The following is a 24,545-nucleotide window of genomic DNA, read 5'->3' on the forward strand; positions in this document are numbered from 1 at the left end:
TGGGGTTTTGTCTTGTTGGGTGGTGTTTTTGTTATGTGCCCTTTCTCCCTTTTTGTGTGGTCTTTCGTCGGGGGGGGGGGGGGCGGGGGGGGGGGGCGCCCCCGGCCCCCGGTGCCGCTTCGCCCTCCCGTCCGTCCGACGACGTGATCAGCACCAGAGGTCTGACCAAGCGCTTCCGCGGCGGCCAGCTCGCCGTGGACGGGCTGGACCTGAGCGTCCCCCGGGGTTCCGTCTTCGGCTTCCTCGGCCCCAACGGCTCCGGCAAGACCACCACGATCCGGATGCTGATGGGCCTGATCGCCCCCAGCGCCGGGGTGGCGACGGTGCTCGGCGAGCCGATGCCGCAGTCGGCCGCCTCGGTGCTGCCGCGGGTCGGCGCGCTGATCGAGGGGCCGGCGCTGTACGGCTTCCTCTCCGGCCGGGACAACCTGGCCCGGTTCGACGCCGCCGACCCGACCTCCGATCCGCGCACCCGGCAGCGGCGGGTCACCGAGGCGCTGGACCGGGTCGGTCTGGCCGCCGCGGCCGGCAAGAAGGCCCGGGCCTACTCGCTGGGCATGAAGCAGCGGCTCGGCCTGGCCTCGGCGCTGCTCCAGCCGCGCGAGCTGCTCGTCCTGGACGAGCCGACCAACGGCCTGGACCCGCAGGGCATGCGGGAGATCCGGGCGCTGGTCCGGGAGGTCGCGGCCGAGGGCACCACGGTCTTCCTCTCCTCGCACCTGCTGGACGAGATCGAGCAGGTCTGCAGCCACGCCGCGGTGATGTCGCGCGGCCGGCTGGTGGTGCAGGGCACCGTCGCCGAGCTGGCCGCCCGGGCCCGGGGCCGGCTGGTGGTGCGGACCCCGGACACCCACCGGGCCGGTGAGGTGCTGCTCGCCCGCAAGGTCACCGACGTCCGGGTCGGCGACGACCGGGTGGACGGCGACGTCGGCGCGCTGGCCGAGGACGCGCTGCCCGGGCTGGTCGCGGCGCTGGTCGCGGCGGACGTCCGGGTGCACGGCTTCGGCGTGGAACGGGGCACGTTGGAGGACGCCTTCGTGGCGCTGACCGGGGAGGGCTTCGATGTCGCGGGCTGAGACGGTGCCGGCGGTCGCGGCCGCGGCGCACGGGCGGCGGCCGCAGACCGCGGCCGGGTTCCTGGCGCTGTTCCGCAGCGAGCTGCTGCTGACCTTCCGCCGGGTGCGCACGATCGTGCTGCTCGGCATCCTGGCGGTGCTGCCGGTGCTGATCGGCGTGGTGGTCCGGATCGAGACCGACGGGCCGCGCGGCGGCGAGGGCCCGGCGTTCATCGCCCAGGTGACCCAGAACGGGCTGTTCCTGGTGTTCACGGCGCTCGCGGTGGCGCTGCCGGTCTTCCTGCCGATGACGGTCGGCGTGGTCGCCGGGGACGCGGTGGCGGGCGAGGCGGCCGCCGGCACCCTGCGCTACCTGCTGGTGGCCCCGGCCGGGCGGACCAGGCTGCTGGCCGCCAAGTTCACCGCCGGGCTGGCGTTCTGCCTGGCGGCGACGGCGGCCGTGGCGCTCTCGGCGGTGATCACGGGGGCGGCGCTGTTCCCGGTCGGCGACGTCACGCTGATCTCCGGCGAGACCATCGGCCTCGGCCCGGCCGCCCTGCGGGCGGTGCTGGTGGCCGCCGTGGTGGCGGCCTCACTGGCCGGGCTGGTCGCGATCGGCCTGTTCGTCTCGACGCTCACCGGCAGCGGCATCGCGGCGATGGCGGCCACCGTCGGCCTGGTGATCACGGTGCAGATCCTGGACAGCTTCCCGCAGCTGCACGCGATCCAGCCGTTCCTCTTCACCCACCACTGGCTCACCTTCGGCGACCTGCTGCGGGAGCCGATGTACTGGGACGGCGTGCTGAAGAACCTCGGGCTGCAGGCCGCCTACGTGGCGGTGTTCGGCTCGGCGGCGTGGTCCCGGTTCACCTCCCGGGACATCACCGCCTGACCGGCACCGCCCCGGCGGTGGCATCGGCGGTGGCGGGAGCGGCGGCCGTCCGGGCCCGGACGGCCGCCCGGTCGGCGCGCACCCGCCGCAGCGCGTCCCAGGTGAGCACCGCGAGCGCCGCCCAGACCAGGGCGAAGCCGGCCCAGCGGGCGGGCGGCATCGACTCGTGGAAGACCGCGATGCCGATCAGGAACTGGAACACCGGGGCCAGGTACTGGAGCAGGCCGAGCACGCTCAGCGGCACCCGGACGGCCGCCGCGCCGAAGAAGAGCAGCGGGACGGCGGTGATCACACCGCTGAGCATCAGCAGCCCGGTGTGCCCCCAGCCGTACTCGCCCGCCACGGCGTGCCCGAAGGTGCCGCGGCCGGAGAGCTGGAGGAAGACCAGGTAACCGAGGGCGAAGGGGAACATGAAGGCGCTCTCGGCGGCCAGGCTCTCCAGGCCGCTCAGCCCGACCGTCTTCTTCAGCAGCCCGTAGGTGGCGAAGGAGAGGGCCAGGGTCAGCGCGATCCACGGCAGCCGCCCGTAGCCGACGGTCAGCACCGCCACGGCGAGGGCGCCGATGCCCACCGCGGCCCACTGGGCGGTGCGCAACCGCTCCTTGAGGACCAGCACGCCGAAGCCGATGGTGACCAGCGGGTTGATGAAGTAGCCGAGGCTGGTCTCCACCACGTGCCCGGCGTTGACGGCCCAGATGTAGACGCCCCAGTTGACCGAGATCACGGTGGCGGCGGCGCCCAGCATGGCGAGCCGGCGGGGCTGGCGCAGCAGCGGGCGGATCCAGCCCCAGTGCCGCTGGACGACCAGCAGCAGGATGACCGCGACCAGCGACCAGACCATCCGGTTGGCCAGGATGTCGTCGGCGGCGCTGGGCTCCAGCAGCGGCCAGAAGAGCGGGAACAGGCCCCATATGCCATAGGCCGCGAAGCCGTACCAAAGGCCGCGTCCGGCCTCCTGCTGGGTTGTCTCCGGCATGGAACGCCTGCCCTCCGCGCGCACGAGTGTCGAGGCGACGGTAGCGGGCGCGGCGGCCCCTGTCATCTCCGTATTCGGTTTTTGGTCATGACATTGCCCGAGGAGGTGCGCACGGCACCGCCCGCGGCGGGGCCGCGGGCGGTGTCACGGACAGCCGTGGGGCGCGGCCTCAGGCGCCCAGCGCGGCCTTCACGCTCTGCGCCAGCGGGACGGTCGGGCGGCCGATCAGCCGGGCCAGGTCGCCCGGGGTGCCGGCCAGCTCGCCGCGCGCGATGCCGGCGTCGACGTCCACCAGGATCTCCGCGAAGCCCTCCGGCAGGCCGGCGCCGACCAGGATCCGCAGGTGTTCCTCCGGCGTGACCTCGTGGAACGCGACCGGCCGGCCCGAGGCCTGGGCCAGCTCGGCGGCCAGCTCGGGCAGGCTCCAGGCGGCGTCGCCGCTCAGCTCGTAGACCGCGTTCTCGTGGCCCTCGCCGGTGAGCACGGCCACCGCCGCGTCGGCGAAGTCCCGGCGCGGGGCGGTGGCGATCCGGCCGTCCGGGCCGGCGCTGCCGACCACGGCGCCGCGCTCGACCGTGCCGGCCGCGTCACCCAGGTAGTTCTCGGTGTACCAGCCGTTGCGGAGCAGGACGAAGGGCAGCCCGGACTCCCGGATGACGGCCTCGGTGGCCTTGTGCTCGTCGGCCAGCTTGAAAGTGGCCACGCCCGGCGCGCTGGTGTAGGCGAGCAGCGCGACCCCGGCGGCCCGGGCCGCCTCGACCACGGCCGTGTGCTGCGGCACCCGGCTGCCGATCTCGCTGCCCGAGACCAGCAGCACCCGGTCGCCGGCGGCGAAGACGCCCGCCAGGCTCTCCGGGCGGTTGTAGTCGGCCACCCGGACGCTCACGCCGCGCTCGGCGAGGTCGGCGGCCTTCTCGGCGGAGCGGACGACCACGGCCACCTCGCTCGCGGGGACCTTGGCCAGCAGACCCTCGACGACGAGGCGGCCGAGCTGTCCGGTGGCTCCGGTGACGACGTACATGGTGCTGCTCCCTTGGAGTGGTTGTCCGTTGAACTTCCTGCGTCGAAACTCACCCTAGGGGTGGCACTAACCTTTCGTAAGTACGCACTTCAAAGTAGGGTACTGACATGCAGGTAATGAACACCGCATCCCCGGCGCCCCCGGCGGACCCGGCGCCCTCCGCGGACCCTGGCAGCCCGGCCGGCCCGCTGCCCCCGCCCGACGTCTTCGACCGGATGTGCCCCTCCCGGGGTGTCCTGGAACACGTCACCAGCCGCTGGGGCGTGCTGGTCCTGGGCGCACTGCACGAGCGCGGCTACCGGTTCAGCGAGCTGCGCCGCCGGATCACCGGGGTGAGCGAGAAGATGCTCGCCCAGACGCTGCAGACGCTGGAGCGCGACGGCTTCGTGCTGCGCGAGGCCCACCCGGTCATCCCGCCCAGGGTCGACTACAGCCTGACCCCGCTCGGCCGGGAGGCCGCCCGGCTGGTCGCCGAGCTGGCGCACTGGACCGAGGAGCGCGTCCCCGTCGTCCTGGCCGCCCGCGACGAGTACGACGCCCGGGGGCGCTGACGGCCGGCCGGGGGCGCTGACGGCCGGACTAGGAGCCGGCGCGCTGCTCGATGAGGGCCGCCAGGCCGTCCAGCACCCGGGCCAGGCCGAAGGCGTAGGCGTGGTCCGGGTCGTACGCGCCGCCGTGCGCCTCGCCGGCGGCGGCGCCGACCCGGGCCGCGACCGGGTGGCGCTCGGCGTCGAAGACCCGGGCCAGCAGGTCCGCGTTGGCGGCCCACCACTGGGCGTCGGTCATCGCGCTCTCCTGCCGGGCCGCGCGCTCGTCCGCCGCCATCCGGGCGCAGGTCTCCACGAAGCCCAGCAGATGGGTGAGCGCGGCGTCCAGCTCGACGTCCGGCAGACCGGTGCCCTCCAGGGCGCGCAGCTCGTACTCGTACTTCGCCATCAGGCCGGGCCCGAGCGGCGGGCGGCTGGTGCCCACCGCCACCGTCCACGGGTGGGCGCGGTACAGGGCGCGGTTGTCCTCGGCCACGGCGGCGGCCCTGGCCCGCCAGCCGTCGTCGGCGGGGGCGGTGCGGGGCATGGCCGCGTAGACGGTGTCCAGCATCAGGTCGAGCAGTTCCGCCTTGCCGGGCACATAGGTGTAGAGCGCCATCGGCGAGACGCCGAGCGCCTGGGCGACCCGCCGCATGGTCACGGCGTCCACCCCCTCGGCGTCCGCGATCGCGATCGCGGCGGCGGCGATCTCCGCCGGGGACTTCGCCTGCCGGGGCCCGCGCCGGCCGGGCTTCTCCTGCGCCGACAGGCCCCAGAGCAGCGCGAGCGTGCGCGCCGGGTCCCCGGCGCTGCTGCGGTCACTGGCCATGGACCCGATCCTTTCACGCCCGGCCCGCCGGTACCGTCGGGGCCATGACCGCCGCCGACCCCGACCCGCTGCCCGGCACTGCCACCCCCGAGGCCGTCCGCCCCCGGGTGACCTGCCGCCGCTGCCACCGCCCGCTGCACGACCCGGAGTCGCGCATCCTCCGCCTCGGCCCCGAGTGCCGCGACCCGGCCGAGCGCGTGCCCCGCCACGAGGTCGACCAGGACCCGCTGCCCGGGCTGGGCTAGCACGCGCGGCACCCCTGTGACCGGGATCACTGTTCCCAGTTTCTCCGTACTGCGTATAGTGTACTGCGTACGGTAAAACAGTCGACGAGAGGGCCATCGACCATGCAGATCACTTCCTCCGCCGTTTCGCTCACCGTCGAGGACGTCGAGGCGTCCGCGTCGTTCCTGCGGGAGCACTTCGGGTTCGCCGAGCAGATGTCGGCCGAGGGGTTCGTCTCCCTCGGGCACCCGAGCGCCGGGGTGAACGTCGTCCTGCTGGCGCGCGGGATCGAGGTCCTGCCGGAGGGCTTCCGCGACCAGGTCGCCGCCGGGCTGATCCTGGCCTTCGTGGTCGCCGACGTGGCCGCCGAGGAGGCGCGGCTGCGGGCCGCCGGGGTGAGGATCACCATGGCGCTGCGCGAGGAGCCGTGGGGCGAGAAGCTCTTCCAGGTCACCGACCCGAACGGGATCGTGGTCCAGGTCGTGGAGTGGGCCGGGCAGCAGCGGTAGCGGCCGTACGGCGACGGCGGAGCCCCCGGCCCGGAAGGGTCGGGGGCTCCGCCGTGCTCGCCGGTCCGGCCGGACTCAGTCGACCGTCCAGGTGTCGCCGCCGGTGAGCAGCGCGGCGAGGTCGCCCTCACCGCGGTCGGCGGCGGCGGTGGCCAACTGGTCGGCCATCAGCTCGTCGTACACCGGCCGGCGGACGTCGCGCAGCACCCCGATCGGGGTGTGGTGGAGGGTGTCCGCGTCGGCGATCCGGGAGAGCGCGAACGCCGTGGCCGGGCCGGGGGCGTGGGCGTCGTGGACCAGCAGGGCCGACTCGTTCTCCGCGGTGACGGCGCCGACGAACAGGTCGCCGTCGGCGCCGCGGAAGACGCCCCGGGCGCGGTCCGCGCCGAAGCGGACCGGCTGCCCGTGCTCCAGCCGGATCAGCGCCTCGTCCCGGGTGCCGGCCTCCTTGAGCACCTCGAAGGCGCCGTCGTTGAAGATGTTGCAGTTCTGGTAGATCTCGACCAGGGCGGTGCCCTCGTGCTCGGCCGCCGCCCGCAACACCGACTGGAGGTGCTGGCGGTCGGAGTCGATGGTCCGGGCGACGAAGGTGGCCTCCGCGCCGATGGCCAGCGAGAGCGGATTGAACGGGGCGTCCAGTGAACCCATCGGCGTGGACTTGGTGATCTTCCCGAGTTCACTGGTCGGCGAGTACTGGCCCTTGGTCAGACCGTAGATACGGTTGTTGAACAGCAGGATCTTCAGATTCACATTGCGGCGCAGTGCATGGATCAGATGATTTCCGCCGATCGACAACGCGTCGCCGTCCCCGGTCACCACCCAGACGCTGAGGTCCCGCCGGGAGGTCGCCAGCCCGGTGGCGATCGCCGGGGCGCGGCCGTGGATCGAGTGCACGCCGTAGGTGTTCATGTAGTACGGGAAGCGGGACGAGCAGCCGATACCGGAGACGAAGACGGTGTTCTCCCGTCTGATCCCGAGTTCCGGCATGAAGGCCTGCACCGCCGCCAGGATCGCGTAGTCACCACAGCCCGGGCACCAGCGCACCTCCTGGTCGGTCTTGAACTCCTTGGCGCTCTGCGGCGCCTCGGCCTTCGGGACCAGCTTCAACGAGCGGAACTGCTCGCTCATCGGTTGTCCTCCTCGTCCAGGGTGCCGATCGCCGCCCACAGCACGTCCGCCAACTGCGCCGCCTTGAAGGGAAGTCCGCGCACCTGGTTGTAGGACTCCGCGTCCACCAGGTACTTGGCGCGCAGCAGCAGCGCCAGCTGGCCGAGGTTCATCTCGGGCACGATGACCTTGTCGTAACTCCGCAGCACGGTACCCAGGTTGGCCGGGAACGGGTTGAGGTTGCGCAGGTGCGCCTGAGCGATCAGTCCGCCGTCCGAGCGGACCCGGCGGACCGCCGCGGTGATCGGGCCGTACGTCGACCCCCAGCCGAGCACCAGGACCCGGGCCTCGCCGGAAGGGTCGTCGACCACCGTGTCGGGCACCGTGATGCCGTCCACCTTGGCCTGCCGGGTGCGGACCATGAAGTCGTGGTTGGCCGGGTCGTAGGAGATGTTGCCGGTGCCGTCCTGCTTCTCGATGCCGCCGATCCGGTGCTCCAGGCCGGGCGTGCCGGGCAGCGCCCAGGGGCGGGCCAGCGTCCGGGGATCGCGCAGGTAGGGCCAGTAGGCGCCGTCCTCGCGGTTCGGCGCGGTGGCGAAGTCCGGCTCGATCACCGGCAGTTCGTCGACCGCCGGGATCCGCCAGGGCTCCGAGCCGTTGGCCAGGTAGCCGTCCGAGAGCAGGAAGACCGGGGTGCGGTAGGTGACCGCGATGCGGGCCGCCTCCAGTGCCGCGTCGAAGCACTCGGCCGGCGTCGCCGGGGCCACGATCGGCACCGGGGCCTCGCCGTTGCGGCCGAACATCGCCTGGAGCAGATCGGCCTGCTCGGTCTTGGTCGGCAGGCCGGTGGACGGGCCGCCGCGCTGGATGTCCACCACCAGCAGCGGGAGTTCGAGCGAGACGGCCAGGCCGATGGTCTCGCTCTTGAGCGCCACGCCCGGGCCCGAGGTGGTGGTCACGCCGAGCGCACCGCCGAAGGCCGCGCCGAGCGCCGCGCCGATGCCGGCGATCTCGTCCTCGGCCTGGAAGGTGCGCACGCCGAAGTTCTTGTGCCGGCTGAGCTCGTGGAGGATGTCCGAGGCCGGGGTGATCGGGTACGAGCCCAGGTAGAGCGGCAGCCCGGAGCGCCGGGCAGCGGCGATCAGGCCGTAGGACAGCGCCAGGTTGCCGGAGATGTTGCGGTAGCGGCCCGGCGGCAGCTTGGCCGGCGCCACCTCGTAGGACACCGCGAAGGACTCGGTGGTCTCGCCGAAGTTCCAGCCGGCCCGGAAGGCGCTGATGTTGGCCTCGGCGATCTGCGGCTTCTTGGCGAACTTGGTGCGCAGGAAGGACTCGGTGCCGTGGGTCGGGCGGTGGTACATCCAGGAGAGCAGGCCCAGCGCGAACATGTTCTTGGCGCGCTCGGCGTCCTTGCGGGCGAGGCCGCTCTCCTTGAGCGCTTCCAGGGTCAGCGTGGTGAGCGGCACCTTGTGCAGGTGGTAGCCCTGCAGCGAGCCGTCCTCCAGCGGATCCGCGCCGTAGCCGACCTTGGCGAGCGCGCGCTTGGTGAACTCGTCGGTGTTGACGATGATCTCGGCACCGCGCGGCAGGTCGGGGAGGTTGGCCTTGAGGGCGGCCGGGTTCATCGCCACCAGGACGTTGGGGGCGTCCCCCGGGGTCAGGATGTCGTGGTCGGCGAAGTGGAGTTGGAAGGACGAGACACCCGGCAGGGTTCCGGCGGGAGCGCGGATCTCGGCCGGGAAGTTGGGCAGGGTGGAGAGGTCGTTGCCGAAGGACGCCGTCTCCGAGGTGAAGCGGTCGCCGGTGAGCTGCATGCCGTCGCCGGAGTCGCCGGCGAACCTGATGATCACCCGGTCCAGCTTGCGGATCGGCTTGGTGCCCCGGTGCTGTGGACCGACCGGCACGGCAGGGCCCGAGCGGCCCTCGTCCCCGTTCGAGCCGTCCACTGCTTCTGACTGATCGACCTGACTGGTCACTGCCGCGGACCTCCTCGTGGGCACCAGCCGCGGGCGTGAGCCGTGTGCCCCGTCCGCCTGGTGCACCTCTCGCATCCTATGCGGGTAAGGATTGCCTTGGACGGAACTTCCCGATGCGGCGGAAAATCACCGCCGCACCCGGGAAAAACGCCGTGAACGACCGGTTCGGGACACTGGATCGACCATGTGGTTCGGACACGAACGCCAGCTTCGAACGGTCCGGCGGCCGGCCGGTCAGGAATTCAGATAGGTGAGCACCGCGAGGACGCGCCGGTGGTCCCCCGGGCTCTGCGCGAGCCCCAGCTTCAGGAAGATGTTGCTGACGTGCTTCTCCACCGCGCCCTCCGAGACCACCAGCTGCTTGGCCACCGCGGTGTTGGTCCGGCCCTCCGCCATCAGCCCCAGCACCTCGCGTTCGCGCGGGGTCAGCCCGGCCAGCACGTCGCCCTTGCGGCTGCGGCTCAGCAGCTGCTGGACGACCTCCGGGTCCAGCGCGGTGCCGCCCTCGGCGACCCGCACCACCGCGTCCACGAACTCGCGGACCTCGGCGACCCGGTCCTTCAGCAGGTAGCCGACGCCCCGGGTGGAACCGGCCAGCAGTTCGGATGCGTAGCGCTCCTCGACGAACTGCGACAGGACCAGCACGCCGAGCTCCGGGTAGAGGCCGCGCAGGGTCACGCAGGCCCGCAGGCCCTCGTCGGTGTGGGTGGGGGGCATCCGCACATCGGAGACCACCACATCGGGCAGCGCGCCGCCGGCGGCCAGGTCGTGGATCGTCTTGATCAGCGCCTCGCCGTCAGCGACGCCGGCCACGACCTCCAGGCCGCGGTCGGTGAGCAGCCGGGTCAGGCCCTCCCGCAACAAGACGGAGTCCTCGGCGATGACGACGCGAAGCATGGCGGCCTTCCGGATGGGCGGAGGTGTGGACACGGTGCTGACGGGTGTCAGTCTCCCCCATCCGCGCGTGCCCCGGGACCAGGGGCGGCTTTTCGCCCGGTCCGCTCCCGGTCCGCTCCCGGTCCGCTCGCCGGTCTGCTCCCGCCGGGGTCCCGGCGGGCTCCCCGCGGGCGGCCGGACGGCCGGGCCGCCGGGCCGTCACATGGCGCGGATGGCCACCGAGTCGCAGAGCGCCTGGAGCGCGTTCTTCGCCGGGCCGGCCGGGAGCGGGTCCAGCAGCGCCCGGGCCTCCTCGGCGTGCCGCAGGGTCTCCCGGCGGGCGTGCTCCAGCGCCGGGTGGTGGCGCAGCAGCCGCAGCGCCTCGGCGTGCAGCTCGTCGTCGGCGAGGTCCTTGTGCAGCAGCTCGCGCAGCCGGGCGTCGTCCGGGTCGGCCGGGTCCGCGGGCATCTGCCGCAGCAGCAGGGTCGGCAGCGTCTCCACGCCCTCGCGCAGGTCGGTGCCGGGGGTCTTGCCGGACTCGTGGCCGTCGCTGGCGATGTCCAGCACGTCGTCGGCCAGCTGGAAGGCGATGCCGATCCGCTCGCCGAAGGCGCTGAGGATGTCGATCACCCAGGGTTCGGCGCCGGCCGCCAGCGCTCCTATCCGGCAGGAGACGGCGATCAGCGAGCCGGTCTTGCCGGCCAGCACCTTCAGGTAGTGGTCGAGCGGGTCGTCCTCCGGACCGGGGCCCGCGGTCTCCAGGATCTGGCCGGTGACCAGCCGCTCGAACGCGTCGGCCTGCAGCCGGACGGCCTCCGGGCCGAGGTCGGCGAGCACCTGGGAGGCGCGGGAGAAGAGGAAGTCACCGGTCAGGATGGCGACCGAGTTGTCCCACCGGGAGTTGGCGCTCGGGGCGCCGCGCCGCACCGGGGCCTCGTCCATGACGTCGTCGTGGTAGAGCGTGGCGAGGTGGGTGAGCTCGACGACCACGGCGGCCGGGACCACCCCGGGCGCGTTGGCGTCGCCGAACTGGGCGGCGAGCAGCACCAGCAGCGGACGGAAGCGCTTGCCGCCGGCCTCCATCAGGTGGCTGGCGGTGACGGTGATGAACGGGACGTCACTCTTCACGGCGTCCGTGAGCGCGATCTCCACCGCGTCCATCCCGGCCTGGACGTCGCGGGTCAGATCGCGGTCCTGCACGCTGAGCCCAAAGGGTCCCACGACGGTCACGAAGACCACTCCTCTGTCCCTGGTCGATCTAGCGGCCCGGTCCCTGAGTGCCGCCGCTGGCCATACAGGCAGGGTATCCGGTCGCGAGTGGATCACTGCACGGGCGTGCGGCTCTGTCATGGCCGGGGCGTCCCCGCTGGCCAGCACCGATACGCCAACGACGCGTCCGGGCCGCGCGCGGGGGCGCGGCCCGGACGGTCGGCGGAGCGGTCGACCCGCTCTCCGCCGGGGCGGCCGGCCGGGCGTGGACGGGGTGGCCGGCCGGCCCCGGGCGGACGGCCGGCCCGTCCCGGGGCGCCGGTCAGCCGACGAAGAACACGGCCTTGGAGGCCAGGTCGAGGAAGTACTGCGGCAGCAGTCCGAGCCCCACCGTGACCAGCACGCCGACGCCGATCGCGGTCGCCGTGAAGGCGCTCGGGATGGCGACGGTCGGGCCGCCCGGCTGCGGGTCGGAGAAGAACATCAGCACGATGACCCGGATGTAGAAGAACGCCGCGACCGCCGAACTGAGCACGCCCACGATCACCAGCGGGGTGGCCCCTCCGGCCGCCGCGGCCTGGAACACCGCGAACTTCCCGGTGAACCCGGAGGTCAGCGGGATGCCCGCGAAGGCCAGCAGGAAGAGCGCGAACACCGCCGCGACCAGCGGGGAGCGCCGGCCCAGGCCCGCCCAGCTGGAGAGGTGGGTGGCCTCGCCCTTGGAGTCGCGCACCAGGGTGACCACGGCGAACGCGCCGAGCGTCACGAAGGAGTACGCCAGCAGGTAGAAGAGCACCGAGCCGACGCCCTGCCGGTTGCTGGCGATCACGCCGGTGAGGATGAAGCCGGCGTGCGCGATCGAGGAGTAGGCGAGCAGCCGCTTGACGTCCTGCTGGGTGACGGCGAGGACCGCGCCGACCACCATGGTGAGGATCGCCACACCCCAGAGCACCGGCCGCCAGTCCAGCCGCAGCGCCGGGAAGGCCACGTAGAACAGCCGCAGCACGGCGCCGAACGCGGCCACCTTGGTCGCCGCCGCCATGAAGCCGGTGACCGGGGTCGGCGCGCCCTGGTAGACGTCCGGGGTCCAGGAGTGGAACGGCACCGCGCCGACCTTGAAAAGCAGGCCCACCGACAGCATCGCCAGGCCCACCAGCAGCAGGGCGTCGTTCTGGGTCGAGGAGACCAGCGCCGGGGTGAGCAGCGCGTTGCCGGAGATGACGTCGGCGATCTCGCCCAGCCGCACCGTGCCGGAGAAGCCGTACAGCAGCGCGGTGCCGAACAGGAAGAACGCCGAGGCGAAGGCGCCGAGGAGGAAGTACTTCACCGCCGCCTCCTGGGAGAGCAGCCGGCGGCGCCGGGCGAGCGCGCAGAGCAGGTAGAGCGGGAGGGAGAAGACCTCCAGCGCGACGAACATCGTCAGCAGGTCGTTGGCGGCCGGGAACAGCAGCATGCCGCCGACCGCGAACATGGTGAGCGGGAAGACCTCACTGGTGGTGAAGCCGGCCCGGATCGCGCCGCGCTCCTGCTCGCCGCCCGGGGTGGCGGAGGCCTGGGCGGCGAACGCGTCGGCCGGTGCTCCCCCGGCCTTGGGCTCCAGCCGGCGCTCGGCGTAGGTCAGCACCGCGACCACCGCGACCAGCAGGATGACGCCCTGGAGGAAGAGCGTCGGGCCGTCCAGGGCGACCGCGCCCATCGCGACCGCGTCGACCTTGGTGGTGCCGTAGCCCTGGGCGGCGAGCACCAGGACGGCGACGAATGCGCCGGCCAGACCGGTCAGCGCGGTCACCACCTGGGCCCAGTGCCGCAGCCGCCGGGGCAGGAAGGCCTCCAGCAGGATGCCGGTCACGGCGGCGCCGAACACCACCAGCATCGGCGAGAGCTGGCCGTACTCGATGTGCGGTGCGGGGATGCTCTGGGTGCCGCCGGCGGCGGCGAGCCATCCGGTGCTGCTCACTTGTGCTCACCTCCTGAGCGGGCGGCGCCGTCCTGGCCGCTCCCGTGGTCGGCGACCGGGTGGGCCGGCGCCGGGTCGGTCTGGTGGACCTGCGAGAGGGTCGCGTTCACCGAGGGGTTGACCAGGTCGGTGAGCGGCTTCGGGTAGACGCCGAGCAGCACGGTGAGCGCCACCAGCGGGGCCACCACGGCGAGTTCGCGGGCCTTGAGGTCGGTGATGCCGCTGACGCCCTCCTTGACCGGGCCGGTCATGGTGCGCTGGTACAGCAGCAGGGCGTACAGGGCGGCGAGCACGATGCCGAGGGTGGCCACGATGCCCACCGCCGGGTAGCGGGTGAAGGTGCCGACCAGGACGAGGAACTCGCTGACGAAGGGCGCCAGTCCGGGCAGCGAGAGGGTGGCCAGTCCGCCGATGAGGAAGGTGCCGGCGAGCACCGGGGCGACCTTCTGCACGCCGCCGTAGTCGGCGATCAGCCGGGAGCCGCGGCGGGAGATCAGGAAGCCGGCCACCAGCATCCACGCAGCGGTGGAGATGCCGTGGTTGACCATGTAGAGGGTGGCGCCGCTCTGGCCCTGGCTGGTCAGCGCGAAGATGCCCATGATGATGAAGCCGAAGTGCGAGATCGAGGCGTAGGCGACCAGCCGCTTGATGTCCTTCTGGCCGATGGCCAGCAGCGCGCCGTAGATGATCCCGATCACCGAGAGGACCAGGATCGCCGGTCCGAAGGTCTTCGAGGCGTCCGGGAACAGCCCGAGGCAGAAGCGGAGCATCGCGAAGGTGCCGACCTTGTCGACCACGGCGGTGATCAGCACGGCGGTGCCGGCGGTGGCCTCGCCCATCGCGTTCGGCAGCCAGGTGTGCAGCGGCCAGAGCGGGGCCTTGACCGCGAAGGCGAAGAAGAAGCCGAGGAACAGCGCCTTCTCGGCGGGGCCGCTGAACTGCAGCCGGCCGTCGGCGACCGCGCCGGTGAGCGTCTGCAGGTCGAAGGTGGCCAGGCCCTGGTCCTGCGCGATCACGTACAGGCCGATCACGGCGGCCAGCATGACCAGGCCGCCGAGCAGGTTGTACAGCAGGAACTTCACCGCCGCGTAGGACCGCTGACGGGCCGACTCCGGGCCGCCGGCGCGGTCCCCGAAGCCGCCGATGAGGAAGTACATCGGGATCAGCATGGCTTCGAAGAAGACGTAGAAGACGAAGACGTCGGTGGCGTAGAAGGAGACGATCACCATCGCCTCCACCGCCAGGACGAGCGCGAAGAAGCCCTGGGTGCGGCGCCGGTTCTCGAAGGTCCCCTCGGCGGCGCCCGCGGCCGCGGAGGCGGACGTGGGGGCGGCCGGGTCGGCGTCGTGCCAGGAGGCCAGCAGCACGACCGGCACCAGGACGGCGGTGAGCAGGGCGAGGACGGCACCGATGCCGTCCACGCCGAGCGAGAAGCTGATGCCGAAGGAGCGGATCCAGCTGTAGGACTCGGTCAGCTGGTAGCGCGCGCCGTCCGGGTCGAACCGCACGGCGACCGCCCCGGCCAGGGCCAGGGTGACGGCGGAGAAGGCCAGCGCCGCCGCCTTGGCAGTGCGCCGCCGGCTCTCGCTCGTCCCGGCCGGCAGCGCGGCGGTGACCACCGCGCCGGCCGCCGGGACCGCGCAGGTGGCGGTGAGGAGGGCGCTCATGCCTCGGCCTCCTGACGACGTGTGTAATCCGGGTGCATCAGACGGACCTCATCAGGAGAGTCGTGGCGACCAGCACCAGCGTGCCGCCGAACATGGAGAGCGCGTACGTGCGGACGTAGCCGGTCTGGATCCGCCGCAACCGGCTGGAGACGCCGCCGATGACGGCGGCCAGGCCGTTGACGAAGCCGTCCAGGCCGCGGCTGTCGAAGTAGACCAGGGCGGCGGTGAGCGCCGAGCCGGGGCGGACCAGGACGGCGTGGTTGACGTCGTCCTGGAGGAGGTCCCGGCGGGCGGCCCGGGTGAGCGGGGAGCCGTAGGGCGGCACCACCGGGACGGCGGAGCGGCCGTACACCAGGTACGAGAGCGCGACGCCGGCCACCATGCAGGCGCTGGTGAGCAGGGTGACCACCAGCGGGGCGAGCGGGGAGTTCCCCTCCTCGTGGCCGGTGACCGGCTCCAGCCAGTGGAGGAAGGAGCTGTTGAAGGCGAACAGCCCGCCGGCGAGCACCGAGCCGATCGCCAGCACGATCATCGGAACGGTCATGGTGCGCGGCGACTCGTGCGGGTGCGGCTCGTGGCCCTCGGCGTCCGGCTGCCAGCGCTTCTCGCCGAAGAAGGTCAGGATCATCACCCGGGTCATGTAGAACGCGGTGACCGCGGCACCGGTCAGGGCGCACAGGCCGAGGATCCAGCCCTCGGTGCCGCCCTTGGCGAACGCCGCCTCGATGATCTTGTCCTTGGAGAAGAACCCGGACAGGCCCGGGAAGCCGATGATGGCCAGGTAGCCGAGGCCGAAGGTGACGAAGGTGACCTTCATGTGCTTCCACAGGCCGCCGTAGTGACGCATGTTCACCTCGTCGTTCATGCCGTGCATGACCGACCCGGCGCCGAGGAACAGCCCGGCCTTGAAGAAGCCGTGGGTCACCAGGTGCATGATCGCGAAGGCGTAGCCGATCGGGCCGAGGCCGGCCGCGAGGATCATGTAGCCGATCTGCGACATGGTCGAGCCGGCCAGCGCCTTCTTGATGTCGTCCTTGGCACAACCGACGATCGCACCGAAGAGCAGGGTGACCGCCCCGACCACCACCACGGCGGTCTGGGCGTCCGGCGCCAGGTTGAAGATCGCCCCGGAGCGGGTGATCAGGTAGACGCCGGCGGTGACCATGGTGGCCGCGTGGATCAGCGCGGAGACCGGGGTCGGGCCCTCCATCGCGTCCCCGAGCCAGGACTGCAGCGGCACCTGCGCGGACTTGCCGCAGGCGGCGAGCAGCAGCATCAGGCCGATCGCGGTCAGCTTGCCCTCGCTCGCGCTGTCGGCGGTGGCGAAGACCGGCTCGAAGGCGAAGGAGCCGAACTCGACGAACATCAGCATGATCGCGATGGACAGGCCCAGGTCGCCGACCCGGTTGACGATGAACGCCTTCTTGGCGGCCGTCGCGGCGCTGGGCTTGTGCTGCCAGAAGCCGATCAGCAGGTACGAGGCGAGGCCGACGCCCTCCCAGCCGAAGTACAGCAGCAGGTAGTTGTCGGCGACCACCAGCAGCAGCATGGCCGCCAGGAAGAGGTTCAGATAGGCGAAGAACCGGCGCCGGCGCTCGTCGTGCGCCATGTAGCCCACCGAGTACAGGTGGATCAGCGTGCCGACACCGGTGATCAGCAGGACGAAGGTCATCGAGAGCTGGTCGAGCCGGAAGGAGACGTCGGCCTGGAAGCCGTTCACCGGGATCCAGCTGAACAGGTGCTCGGTGACGGCGCGCTCCTCGGCGTCCCGGCCCAGCATGGACGAGAACAGCGCGAGGCCGAAGCCGAAGGACAGTGCGGCGAGCGCGGTGGCCAGCCAGTGGCCGAACCGGTCGAAGGCCCGTCCACCGAGCAGCAGCAGGGCGGCGCCGGCCAGCGGGGCCGCGACCAGCAGCGGAATGAGAGAGTTCACCGAGGTCCTCCGCCTACAGCTTCATCAGGTTGCTGTCGTCGACCGAAGCGGAGTGCCTGGTCCGGAAGATCGAGACGATGATCGCGAGGCCGACCACGACCTCGGCCGCCGCGACCACCATCGTGAAGAACGCGATGATCTGGCCGTCCAGGTTGCCGTGCATCCGGGAGAAGGTGACCAGCGCCAGGTTGGAGGCGTTGAGCATCAGCTCGACGCACATGAACAGGACGATCGCGTTCCGCCGGATCAGCACGCCGGAGGCGCCGATGGTGAACAACAGGGCGGAGAGATAGAGGTAGTTGACCGGATTCACTCCGCCCCCTCCTCGTCGTGGTCGGACGCCGGGCGGTTCGCCGGCGCCGTGTGGTTGGCGGCCACCGGCTCCAGCGCCTGGCGCGGGCCGGTCACCGGCGGGCGCTCGGACGGCGGGCGGCCCAGCCAGTCGGCGGTGGTGGACTCCAGCTCGGCCATCCGGGCCAGCATCTCCTGGCTGACGTCGCGGATCTGGCCGCGCTCGCGCAGGGTCGCCATCACCGAGTCCTCGGCGATCGTGCCGTCCGGCAGCAGACCCGGGATGTCCACCGCGTTGTGCCGGGCGTAGACGCCGGGCGCGGGCAGCGGCGGGACCTGCAGGTTGTCCGCGACCCGCTGGGCGGCCAGCTCGCGCTGGGTCTTCGGGGCCTTCACGTGCTCGCGGTGGGTCAGCACCATGGCGCCGATCGCGGCCGTGATCAGCAGTGCGCCGGTGACCTCGAAGGCCCACACGTACTTGGTGAAGATCAGCCGGGCCAGGCCCTGGACGTTGCCCTCGGCGTTGGCCTCGGCGAGACCGCCGAAGGTGTCCAGCTTGGCGTTGGCGATCCCGGCGACCAGCAGCACGCCGAAGCCCAGGCCGCAGAACACGGCGGCGAACCGCTGGCCCTTCAGCTGCTCCTTGAGCGAGTCCGCGCTGGTGACACCGACCAGCATCACCACGAACAGGAAGAGCATCATGATCGCGCCGGTGTAGACGACGATCTGCACCACGCCCAGGAACACCGCGCCCTGGGCCATGTAACAGACCGCCAGGGCGAGCATGGTGGCGGCCAGGCAGAGCGCGCTGTGCACCGCCTTCTTCATCAGCAGCATGCCGAGGGCGCCGCCGACGGCGACCACCGCGAGCACCCAGAACTGGACGGCCTCGCCGGTGGAGGTCGCTCCGGTGACGGCGGCGAGGGTGGCGGGGGCGGCGGTCACGACTGCGCCTCCTTCTCCCGCTCGGTGCGCTCCTGGCGCTCGGTGCCCGGCGCCGCCGCGGTGATCTCGCCGCGGTAGTAGGCGCCCTCGTCGGCCCCCGGGAAGATTGCGTGCGGGGTGTCGACCATGCCCTCGGAGAGGCCGACCAGCAGCTGCTCCTTGGTGAAGATGAGGTCCTTGCGGGAGGAGTCCGCGAGTTCGTACTCGTTGGTCATGGTGAGCGCCCGGGTCGGGCAGGCCTCGATGCACAGGCCGCACAGGATGCAGCGGGCGTAGTTGATCTGGTAGACCGCGCCGTACCGCTCGCCCGGCGAGTAGCGCTCCTCCTCGCGGTTGTCCGCGCCCTCGACGTAGATGGCGTCGGCGGGGCAGGCCCAGGCGCACAGCTCGCAGCCGACGCACTTCTCCAGGCCGTCCGGGTGCCGGTTGAGCTGGTGGCGGCCGTGGAAGCGCGGGGCGGTGGGCTTCTTCTGCTCCGGGTACTGCTCGGTGAGCCGCTTCTTGAACATGGCCTTGAAGGTCACGCCGAAGCCGGCGGCCGGTCCGAGGATGGACGGCTTCTCGGCCCGCTCGGGCCGGTCGCTCCGGGGGTTCTGGTCGGACGACATCTCGGTTCAGCTCCCTTCGGAATGGTCGGCCCCGTTGAGGGCGTCCTGGAGTTGCTTCGGGGCGCGGCTGCGCCGGCGCGGGACCGGCGGGAGCTGCTGGCCGGGCAGCGGCGGCACCGGGTAGCCGCCGGCCATCGGGTCGAACTCGCCGCTCGGCGCGCCGTCCTCGGTCTCCGGCCGGCGCTTGACGACGTCCCGCAGCAGACCGAGCAGCAGCAGCGCGCCGACCGGGGCGCCGACGTAGAGCACCACCTCGCCGAACCCGTAGCCCTCGTTGCGCAGCGCCCGGACGGCGGCCACCATCACCAGCCAGACCAGCGAGACCGGGATGAGCACCTTCCAGCCGAGCTTCATGAACTGGTCGTAGCGGAACCGGGGCAGGGTGCCGCGCAGCCAGATGAAGAAGAACAGCAGCAACTGGATCTTGAGGGTGATCCAGAGCAGCGGCCACCAGCCGTGGTTGGCGCCCTCCCAGAAGGTGGAGACCGGCCAGGGGGCCCGCCAGCCGCCCAGGAACAGGGTGGAGGCGACGGCCGAGACGGTGACCATGTTGATGTACTCGGCCAGCATGAACATCGCGAACTTCAGCGAGGAGTACTCGGTGTTGAAGCCGCCGACCAGCTCGCCCTCGGCCTCCGGGAGGTCGAACGGGGCGCGGTTGGTCTCCCCGACCATCGCCACGATGTAGACGATGAACGACACCGGCAGCAGCACCGCGAACCAGGTCGGCTGCTGCGAGGAGACGATCTCCGAGGTGGACATCGAGCCGGAGTAGATGAACACCGCCGCGAAGGACAGGCCCATCGCGATCTCGTAGCTGATCATCTGGGCCGAGGAACGCAGACCGCCGAGCAGCGGGTACGTCGAGCCGGAGGACCAGCCGGCCAGCACGATGCCGTAGATGCCGACCGAGGCGGTGGCCAGGATGTAGAGCAGCGCCACCGGGAAGTCGGTCAGCTGCATCGGCGTCCGGGTGCCGAACACCGACACCTCGTTGCCGGCCGGGCCGAACGGGATCACCGCGAAGGCCATGAACGCCGGGATCGCGCAGACGATCGGGGCCAGCACGTAGACCGCCTTGTCGGCGCCCTTGACCACGAGGTCTTCCTTGAGCGCCAGCTTCACGCCGTCGGCGAGCGACTGCAGCATGCCCCACGGGCCGTGCCGGTTGGGCCCGATGCGCAGCTGCATCCAGGCCACCACCTTGCGCTCCCAGACGATCGCCACGAGCACCGTGCCGACCAGGAAGGCGAAGCAGAACACCGCCTTCAGCAGGACCAGCCACCAGGGGTCACGGCCGAAGAAGCCCAGCGTCTCGTACGCGGCGAGGTCGTACCCGGCGAGCGGGTGCGAGGTGGGGTTCACTTCTCCTCCTCGTCGGGCTCGGTGCCCTGCGCCGGGGCGATGGTGACCAGGTGGCCGATGGTGGTGCCGAGGGTGCGGTGGGCGCCGCCCGGCGTGGAGTTCAGCGGGATCCAGACCGTGCGGTCCGGCATCTCCTTGGCGATCTCCAGCGGGAGGGTGACCGAGCCGGCCGGGCCGGTGAGCCGCAGCGCGGGGGCGCTCGCGGCGCCGATCTCCTCGGCGGTGGTCGGCGAGATCCGGGCGACGGCCCGGTGCCGGGTGCCGGCCAGGTGCGGATCGCCCTGCTGGAGCGAACCGCGGTCGAGCAGCAGGCGCCAGCCGGACAGCACCGCCTGGCCGGTGGCCGGACGGGGCAGCACGCCGGGGTGGGCGGCCGGGGCGGCCGGGCGCTCGCCGGTCCAGGGTGCGAACCGGTCCAGCTCCAGCCGGGCGGCGCGGACGTCGGGCAGGCCGAGCCGGTGGCCCAGCGCGTCGGCGAGCATGTTCAGCACCCGCAGGTCCGGGTGGAGGTGGCGGCCCATCTGCTGGTCCGGTTTGAGCGCGGCCTCGAACATCCGCACCCGGCCCTCCCAGTCCAGGAAGGTGCCGGCCTTCTCCGCGACCGCGGCCACCGGCAGCACCACGTCGGCGTGCGCGGTGACGGCGGACGGGCGCAGCTCCAGCGAGACCACGAAGGGGACGGCGGCCAGTGCCAGCTCGGCCTGCGCCGGGTCCGCCAGGTCCTCCGGGTCGAGACCGCCGATCAGCAGCGCGCCGAGTTCACCTCCGACGGCCGCGGCGACGATGGACTCGGTGTCCCGGCCGGGCCGCACCGGGAGGTCGGCCCCGCCCCAGACGGCGGCGGCCTCGGCCCGGGCGGCCGGGGAGTCGACCGGGCGGCCGCCCGGCAGCAGTCCGGGCAGTGCGCCCGCCTCGACCGCTCCGCGCTCGCCGGCCCGCCGGGGGATCCAGGCGAGCCGGGCGCCGGTGGCGTGCGCGAGGCGCAGCGCGGCGGTCAGCGCGCCGGGGGCGGCGGCCGCCCGCTCGCCGACCAGGATCACCGCCCCGGGGGTGCGCAGCAGTCCGGCGGCGCGGCCGGCGTCGTCGCTGAGCGGCTCGTCGGCGGCGAGGGCGGCCAGCCACTCGGCCTCGGTGCCGGGGGCGGCGGGCAGCAGCGCCCCGTGCAGCTTGCCGAGGCCCCGGGAGGCGTGCGCGGCGACCGAGAAGACCGCCAGGCCGCGGTTGCGGGTGGCCTTGCGCAGCCGCAGGAAGACGATCGGCGACTCCTCCTCGGGCTCCAGGGCCACCAGCAGCGCCACCGGCGCGGCCTCCAGGTCCTGGTAGGTCACGCCCTCGCCGGTGAGGTCCACGCCCTGCCCGGCGACCGCGGCGGCCAGGAAGCCGGCCTCCTCGGCGCTGTGCGGGCGGGCCCGGAAGTCCACGTCGTTGGTGCCGAGCACCACCCGGGCGAACTTGGCGTAGGCGTAGGCGTCCTCGACGGTGACCCGGCCGCCGGTGAGCACGCCGGTGCGGGCCTCGCGCAGCCCCTCGGCGGCCCGGGCCAGCGCCTCCGGCCAGGAGGCGGCGACGAGTTCGCCGTCCCGCCGGACCAGCGGGGTGGTGATCCGGTCGCGCTGCTGGGCGTAGCGGAAGGCGAACCGGCCCTTGTCGCAGTTCCACTCCTCGTTGACCGCCTGGTCCTCGCCGGCCAGCCGGCGCAGCACCTTGCCGCGCCGGTGGTCGGTGCGCTGGGCGCAGCCGGAGGAGCAGTGCTCGCAGACGCTCGGCGAGGAGACCAGGTCGAACGGGCGGGAGCGGAAACGATAAGCCGCCGAGGTGAGGGCGCCGACCGGGCAGATCTGGATGGTGTTGCCGGAGAAGTACGACTCGAAGTCGTCGCCCTCGCCGGTGCCGACCTGCTGCAGGGCACCGCGTTCGACCAGGTCGATGAACGGGTCGCCGGCGATCTGCTGGGAGAACCGGGTGCAGCGGGCGCAGAGCACGCAGCGCTCCCGGTCCAGCAGCACCTGGCTGCTGATCGGGACCGGCTTCTCGTAGGTGCGCTTCATCCCCTCGAAGCGGGAGTCCGCGTCACCGGTGGACATCGCCTGGTTCTGCAGCGGGCACTCGCCGCCCTTGTCGCAGACCGGGCAGTCCAGCGGGTGGTTGATCAGCAGCAGCTCCATCACGCCGCGCTGGGCCTTCTCGGCGACCGGCGAGCTGAGCTGGGTGCGGACCACCATGCCCTCGGCCACCGGGATGGTGCACGAGGCGACCGGCTTGCGCTGGCCCTCGATCTCGACGATGCACTGCCGGCAGGCGCCGGCCGGGTCGAGCAGCGGGTGGTCGCAGAAGCGCGGGATCTGGGTGCCGATCTGCTCGGCGGCCCGGATCACCAGTGTCCCCTTGGGGACCTGCACTTCGACGCCGTCGATGGTGAGCGTGACCAGCTCGACCGCGGCCTGGCCGCCCTTGGAGGTGGAGGGTTCTGTGATCGTCACGCGTGCACCTCCCTTTCGGTGGCGGACGGGTGGCCGGGGCGGGGGCCGTCGGCCCAGACGGTGGAGGCGGCCGGGTCGAACGGGCAGCGGCGCTCGGTGAGGTGCTGCTCGTACTCGGCCCGGAAGTGCTGGAGCGAGGAGACGATCGGACTGGCCGCGCCGTCGCCCAGCGCGCAGAAGGACTTGCCGTTGATGTTGTCGGCGATGTCGAGGAGCTTTTCGAGGTCGCCCTCGGTGCCCCCGCCGGCCTCGATCCGCTTGAGCAGCTGCACCAGCCAGTAGGTGCCCTCGCGGCAGGGGGTGCACTTGCCGCAGGACTCGTGGGCGTAGAACTCCGTCCAGCGGGTGACCGCGCGGACCACGCAGGTCGTCTCGTCGAAGATCTGCAGGGCCTTGGTGCCGAGCATCGAGCCGGCCGCGCCGACGCCCTCGTAGTCGAGCGGGACGTCGAGGTGCTCGTCGGTGAACATCGGGGTGGAGGAGCCGCCCGGGGTCCAGAACTTGAGCCGGTGGCCGGTCCGGATGCCGCCGCTGATGTCGAGCAGCTGGCGCAGGGTGATGCCGAGCGGGGCCTCGTACTGGCCGGGGTTGGTGACGTGGCCGGAGAGCGAGTAGAGCGTGAAGCCGGGGGACTTCTCGGTGCCCAGGCCCTTGAACCACTCCTTGCCGCGGGCCAGGATCGGCGGCACCGAGGCGATCGACTCGACGTTGTTGACCACGGTCGGGCAGGCGTAGAGGCCGGCGATGGCCGGGAACGGCGGGCGCAGCCTGGGCTGGCCGCGGCGCCCCTCCAGCGAGTCGAGCAGGGCCGTCTCCTCGCCGCAGATGTACGCGCCGGCACCGGCGTGGACGGTGATGTCCAGGTCGAGGCCGGAGCCGAGGATGTCCCGGCCGAGCAGTCCGGCCTCGTAGGCCTCGGTGACGGCGGCCTGGAGCCGGCGCAGCACCGGGACGACCTCGCCGCGCAGGTAGACGAAGGCGTGGTCGCAGCGGATCGCGTAGGACGCGATGATCATGCCCTCGATCAGTGCGTGAGGGTTGGCGAACAGCAGCGGGATGTCCTTGCAGGTGCCCGGCTCGGACTCGTCCGCGTTGACCACCAGGTAGTGCGGCTTGCCGTCGTTCTGCGGGATGAACTGCCACTTCATCCCGGTGGGGAAGCCGGCGCCGCCGCGGCCGCGCAGGCCGGCGTCCTTGACCAGGGCGATCACGTCGTCCGGGGGCATGGCGAGGGCGGCCCGCAGGCCCTCGTACCCGGCGTGGCGGCGGTAGGTGGCCAGGCTCCAGGGGCGGCTGTCGTCCCAGGAGGCGGACAGGACGGGGGTGAGCAGCTTCTCGGCCGGCTCGGCGGAGGTCATCACGCTTCGGTCCCTTCCTGGCCGGAGCCCTCGTGGCGGGGGGAGACGACGCGGGTGCCGCCGGTGCCGGGCAGGGCCTCGCCGCGGGCCAGCCGCAGGCCGGCCAGCGAGGGGGCGCCGCCGGCGCCGGACTCGTCGACGGCGCCGGGGCGCTCGTCGGGGAAGCCGGCCAGGATCCGGGCGGTCTCCTTGAAGGAGCAGAGCCGGGCGCCGCGGGTGGGGGCGGCCTCGCGGCCCGCGCGCAGGTCGTCGACCAGCCGCTTGGCGCTCTCCGGTGTCTGGTTGTCGAAGAACTCCCAGTTGACCATCACCACGGGCGCGTAGTCGCAGGCCGCGTTGCACTCGATGTGCTCGATCGAGATCCGGCCGTCCTCGGTGGTCTCGTTGTTCGCGATCCCGAGGTGTTCCTGGAGCTCGGCGAAGATCTGGTCGCCGCCGAGCACCGCGCACAGGGTGTTGGTGCAGACCCCGACGTGGTACTCGCCGGCGGGCCGGCGCCGGTACATGGTGTAGAAGGTGGCCACGGCGGTGACCTCGGCCGTGGTGAGGTCCAGTTGCTCGGCGCAGAACCGGATGCCGGTCGGGCTGACGAAGCCCTCCTCGGCCTGCACCAGGTGCAGCAGCGGCAGCAGGGCGGACCTGGCCACCGGGTAGCGGCCGATCAGCTCCGCGGCGTCGGCGGCCAGCCGGGCGTGCACCTCCTCGGGGTAGGGCCGGGCCGGCAGCGCCGGCATCCCCA

General features: G+C 72.4%; 22 protein-coding genes. 5 read left to right on the forward strand and 17 right to left on the reverse strand.

The window, feature by feature from the left end; genetic code table 11:
• Positions 1 to 143: 143 nt before the first annotated feature.
• Both ACF1AK_RS05325 and ACF1AK_RS05330 read left to right on the forward strand, forming a co-directional pair.
• Positions 144 to 1,076 carry an ABC transporter ATP-binding protein gene (locus tag ACF1AK_RS05325; protein WP_391497434.1) on the forward strand — a complete coding sequence of 311 codons (933 nt, stop codon included), beginning with the start codon at positions 144 to 146 and terminating at the stop codon, positions 1,074 to 1,076.
• Positions 1,063 to 1,947, forward strand: a complete 885-nt coding sequence (locus tag ACF1AK_RS05330) for an ABC transporter permease (protein ID WP_391497435.1) — start codon at positions 1,063 to 1,065, stop codon at positions 1,945 to 1,947. Before ACF1AK_RS05325 ends, ACF1AK_RS05330 begins: the two co-directional genes overlap by 14 nt.
• Here the strand turns inward: ACF1AK_RS05330 and rarD are convergent.
• Together rarD and ACF1AK_RS05340 are read right to left on the reverse strand one after the other, a co-directional pair.
• Positions 1,937 to 2,923: an EamA family transporter RarD gene (gene rarD / locus ACF1AK_RS05335; RefSeq protein ID WP_391497436.1), complete on the reverse strand. Its 987-nt coding sequence runs from the start codon at positions 2,921 to 2,923 to the stop codon at positions 1,937 to 1,939. The two genes, ACF1AK_RS05330 and rarD, sit on opposite strands and share 11 nt — an antisense overlap.
• Before the next feature lie 169 nt (positions 2,924 to 3,092).
• A complete protein-coding gene (locus tag ACF1AK_RS05340) occupies positions 3,093 to 3,944 on the reverse strand; it encodes an SDR family oxidoreductase (RefSeq protein WP_391497437.1) in 852 nt (283 codons plus the stop codon).
• 215 nt (positions 3,945 to 4,159) lie between these two features.
• On the opposite strand from ACF1AK_RS05340, the gene ACF1AK_RS05345 reads away from it, so the two are divergent.
• The gene (locus ACF1AK_RS05345) at positions 4,160 to 4,495 is read left to right on the forward strand and encodes a winged helix-turn-helix transcriptional regulator (RefSeq protein ID WP_391498020.1); all 336 of its coding nucleotides are present in this window, start codon (positions 4,160 to 4,162) and stop codon (positions 4,493 to 4,495) included.
• Between the two features lie 28 nt (positions 4,496 to 4,523).
• Here ACF1AK_RS05345 and ACF1AK_RS05350 read toward each other — a convergent pair whose 3' ends face one another.
• Complete coding sequence (locus ACF1AK_RS05350) at positions 4,524 to 5,300, reverse strand: TetR/AcrR family transcriptional regulator (RefSeq protein ID WP_391497438.1); 777 nt, start codon at positions 5,298 to 5,300, stop codon at positions 4,524 to 4,526.
• 44 nt (positions 5,301 to 5,344) lie between these two features.
• Between ACF1AK_RS05350 and ACF1AK_RS05355 the strand changes: the two genes are divergently transcribed.
• Both ACF1AK_RS05355 and ACF1AK_RS05360 read left to right on the forward strand, forming a co-directional pair.
• The gene (locus ACF1AK_RS05355) at positions 5,345 to 5,545 is read left to right on the forward strand and encodes a DUF6011 domain-containing protein (RefSeq protein WP_391497439.1); all 201 of its coding nucleotides are present in this window, start codon (positions 5,345 to 5,347) and stop codon (positions 5,543 to 5,545) included.
• A gap of 102 nt (positions 5,546 to 5,647) precedes the next feature.
• Positions 5,648 to 6,034 (forward strand): VOC family protein, encoded by a 387-nt coding sequence (locus ACF1AK_RS05360; protein WP_391497440.1) that lies wholly within the window; start codon positions 5,648 to 5,650, stop codon positions 6,032 to 6,034.
• Between the two features lie 75 nt (positions 6,035 to 6,109).
• On the opposite strand, the gene ACF1AK_RS05365 is transcribed toward ACF1AK_RS05360, so the two are convergent.
• The 14 genes from ACF1AK_RS05365 to nuoE all read right to left on the reverse strand — a co-directional run bounded on the left by ACF1AK_RS05365 (position 6,110) and on the right by nuoE (position 24,540).
• Positions 6,110 to 7,162 (reverse strand): 2-oxoacid:ferredoxin oxidoreductase subunit beta, encoded by a 1,053-nt coding sequence (locus tag ACF1AK_RS05365; RefSeq protein WP_391497441.1) that lies wholly within the window; start codon positions 7,160 to 7,162, stop codon positions 6,110 to 6,112.
• A complete protein-coding gene (locus ACF1AK_RS05370) occupies positions 7,159 to 9,117 on the reverse strand; it encodes a 2-oxoacid:acceptor oxidoreductase subunit alpha (protein ID WP_391497442.1) in 1,959 nt (652 codons plus the stop codon). Before ACF1AK_RS05370 ends, ACF1AK_RS05365 begins: the two co-directional genes overlap by 4 nt.
• A 234-nt stretch (positions 9,118 to 9,351) precedes the next feature.
• Positions 9,352 to 10,014 carry a LuxR C-terminal-related transcriptional regulator gene (locus ACF1AK_RS05375; RefSeq protein WP_391497443.1) on the reverse strand — a complete coding sequence of 221 codons (663 nt, stop codon included), beginning with the start codon at positions 10,012 to 10,014 and terminating at the stop codon, positions 9,352 to 9,354.
• Positions 10,015 to 10,212: 198 nt separating this feature from the next.
• The gene (locus tag ACF1AK_RS05380) at positions 10,213 to 11,223 is read right to left on the reverse strand and encodes a polyprenyl synthetase family protein (RefSeq protein WP_391497444.1); all 1,011 of its coding nucleotides are present in this window, start codon (positions 11,221 to 11,223) and stop codon (positions 10,213 to 10,215) included.
• A 301-nt stretch (positions 11,224 to 11,524) separates the two neighbouring features.
• Positions 11,525 to 13,159: an NADH-quinone oxidoreductase subunit NuoN gene (gene nuoN, locus ACF1AK_RS05385; RefSeq protein WP_391497445.1), complete on the reverse strand. Its 1,635-nt coding sequence runs from the start codon at positions 13,157 to 13,159 to the stop codon at positions 11,525 to 11,527.
• Positions 13,156 to 14,826 carry an NADH-quinone oxidoreductase subunit M gene (locus tag ACF1AK_RS05390; protein ID WP_391497446.1) on the reverse strand — a complete coding sequence of 557 codons (1,671 nt, stop codon included), beginning with the start codon at positions 14,824 to 14,826 and terminating at the stop codon, positions 13,156 to 13,158. The genes nuoN and ACF1AK_RS05390 overlap by 4 nt, the downstream gene beginning before the upstream one ends.
• A 37-nt stretch (positions 14,827 to 14,863) precedes the next feature.
• Positions 14,864 to 16,759: an NADH-quinone oxidoreductase subunit L gene (gene nuoL / locus ACF1AK_RS05395; protein WP_391497447.1), complete on the reverse strand. Its 1,896-nt coding sequence runs from the start codon at positions 16,757 to 16,759 to the stop codon at positions 14,864 to 14,866.
• A 13-nt stretch (positions 16,760 to 16,772) separates the two neighbouring features.
• A complete protein-coding gene (nuoK, locus tag ACF1AK_RS05400) occupies positions 16,773 to 17,072 on the reverse strand; it encodes an NADH-quinone oxidoreductase subunit NuoK (RefSeq protein WP_030300898.1) in 300 nt (99 codons plus the stop codon).
• Positions 17,069 to 17,995: an NADH-quinone oxidoreductase subunit J gene (locus ACF1AK_RS05405; RefSeq protein ID WP_391497448.1), complete on the reverse strand. Its 927-nt coding sequence runs from the start codon at positions 17,993 to 17,995 to the stop codon at positions 17,069 to 17,071. Before ACF1AK_RS05405 ends, nuoK begins: the two co-directional genes overlap by 4 nt.
• Positions 17,992 to 18,603, reverse strand: a complete 612-nt coding sequence (nuoI, locus tag ACF1AK_RS05410; protein WP_391497449.1) for an NADH-quinone oxidoreductase subunit NuoI — start codon at positions 18,601 to 18,603, stop codon at positions 17,992 to 17,994. Before nuoI ends, ACF1AK_RS05405 begins: the two co-directional genes overlap by 4 nt.
• A gap of 6 nt (positions 18,604 to 18,609) precedes the next feature.
• A complete protein-coding gene (gene nuoH / locus ACF1AK_RS05415; protein ID WP_391497450.1) occupies positions 18,610 to 19,968 on the reverse strand; it encodes an NADH-quinone oxidoreductase subunit NuoH in 1,359 nt (452 codons plus the stop codon).
• The gene (locus ACF1AK_RS05420) at positions 19,965 to 22,448 is read right to left on the reverse strand and encodes an NADH-quinone oxidoreductase subunit G (protein ID WP_391497451.1); all 2,484 of its coding nucleotides are present in this window, start codon (positions 22,446 to 22,448) and stop codon (positions 19,965 to 19,967) included. The genes nuoH and ACF1AK_RS05420 overlap by 4 nt, the downstream gene beginning before the upstream one ends.
• Positions 22,445 to 23,806 carry an NADH-quinone oxidoreductase subunit NuoF gene (gene nuoF / locus ACF1AK_RS05425; protein ID WP_391497452.1) on the reverse strand — a complete coding sequence of 454 codons (1,362 nt, stop codon included), beginning with the start codon at positions 23,804 to 23,806 and terminating at the stop codon, positions 22,445 to 22,447. The genes ACF1AK_RS05420 and nuoF overlap by 4 nt, the downstream gene beginning before the upstream one ends.
• Positions 23,806 to 24,540, reverse strand: coding sequence for an NADH-quinone oxidoreductase subunit NuoE (nuoE, locus tag ACF1AK_RS05430; RefSeq protein ID WP_391498021.1), 735 nt, complete (start codon positions 24,538 to 24,540; stop codon positions 23,806 to 23,808). Before nuoE ends, nuoF begins: the two co-directional genes overlap by 1 nt.
• Positions 24,541 to 24,545: the final 5 nt, after the last annotated feature.

It is taken from the genome of Kitasatospora sp. NPDC015120 (assembly GCF_043080305.1).
GTDB lineage: Bacteria > Actinomycetota > Actinomycetes > Streptomycetales > Streptomycetaceae > Kitasatospora.

Bases quoted from the DNA above. Each gene is read 5' to 3' on its own strand.
- ACF1AK_RS05330 (WP_391497435.1), top strand. From the start codon at position 1,063: ATGTCGCGGGCTGAGACGGTGCCGGCGGTCGCGGCCGCGGCGCACGGG.
- rarD (WP_391497436.1), bottom strand. From the start codon at position 2,923: ATGCCGGAGACAACCCAGCAGGAGGCCGGACGCGGCCTTTGGTACGGC.
- ACF1AK_RS05340 (WP_391497437.1), bottom strand. From the start codon at position 3,944: ATGTACGTCGTCACCGGAGCCACCGGACAGCTCGGCCGCCTCGTCGTC.
- ACF1AK_RS05345 (WP_391498020.1), top strand. From the start codon at position 4,160: ATGTGCCCCTCCCGGGGTGTCCTGGAACACGTCACCAGCCGCTGGGGC.
- ACF1AK_RS05350 (WP_391497438.1), bottom strand. From the start codon at position 5,300: ATGGCCAGTGACCGCAGCAGCGCCGGGGACCCGGCGCGCACGCTCGCG.
- ACF1AK_RS05355 (WP_391497439.1), top strand. From the start codon at position 5,345: ATGACCGCCGCCGACCCCGACCCGCTGCCCGGCACTGCCACCCCCGAG.
- ACF1AK_RS05360 (WP_391497440.1), top strand. From the start codon at position 5,648: ATGCAGATCACTTCCTCCGCCGTTTCGCTCACCGTCGAGGACGTCGAG.
- ACF1AK_RS05365 (WP_391497441.1), bottom strand. From the start codon at position 7,162: ATGAGCGAGCAGTTCCGCTCGTTGAAGCTGGTCCCGAAGGCCGAGGCG.
- ACF1AK_RS05375 (WP_391497443.1), bottom strand. From the start codon at position 10,014: ATGCTTCGCGTCGTCATCGCCGAGGACTCCGTCTTGTTGCGGGAGGGC.
- ACF1AK_RS05390 (WP_391497446.1), bottom strand. From the start codon at position 14,826: ATGAGCGCCCTCCTCACCGCCACCTGCGCGGTCCCGGCGGCCGGCGCG.
- nuoI (WP_391497449.1), bottom strand. From the start codon at position 18,603: ATGTCGTCCGACCAGAACCCCCGGAGCGACCGGCCCGAGCGGGCCGAG.
- nuoF (WP_391497452.1), bottom strand. From the start codon at position 23,806: ATGACCTCCGCCGAGCCGGCCGAGAAGCTGCTCACCCCCGTCCTGTCC.
- nuoE (WP_391498021.1), bottom strand. From the start codon at position 24,540: ATGCCGGCGCTGCCGGCCCGGCCCTACCCCGAGGAGGTGCACGCCCGG.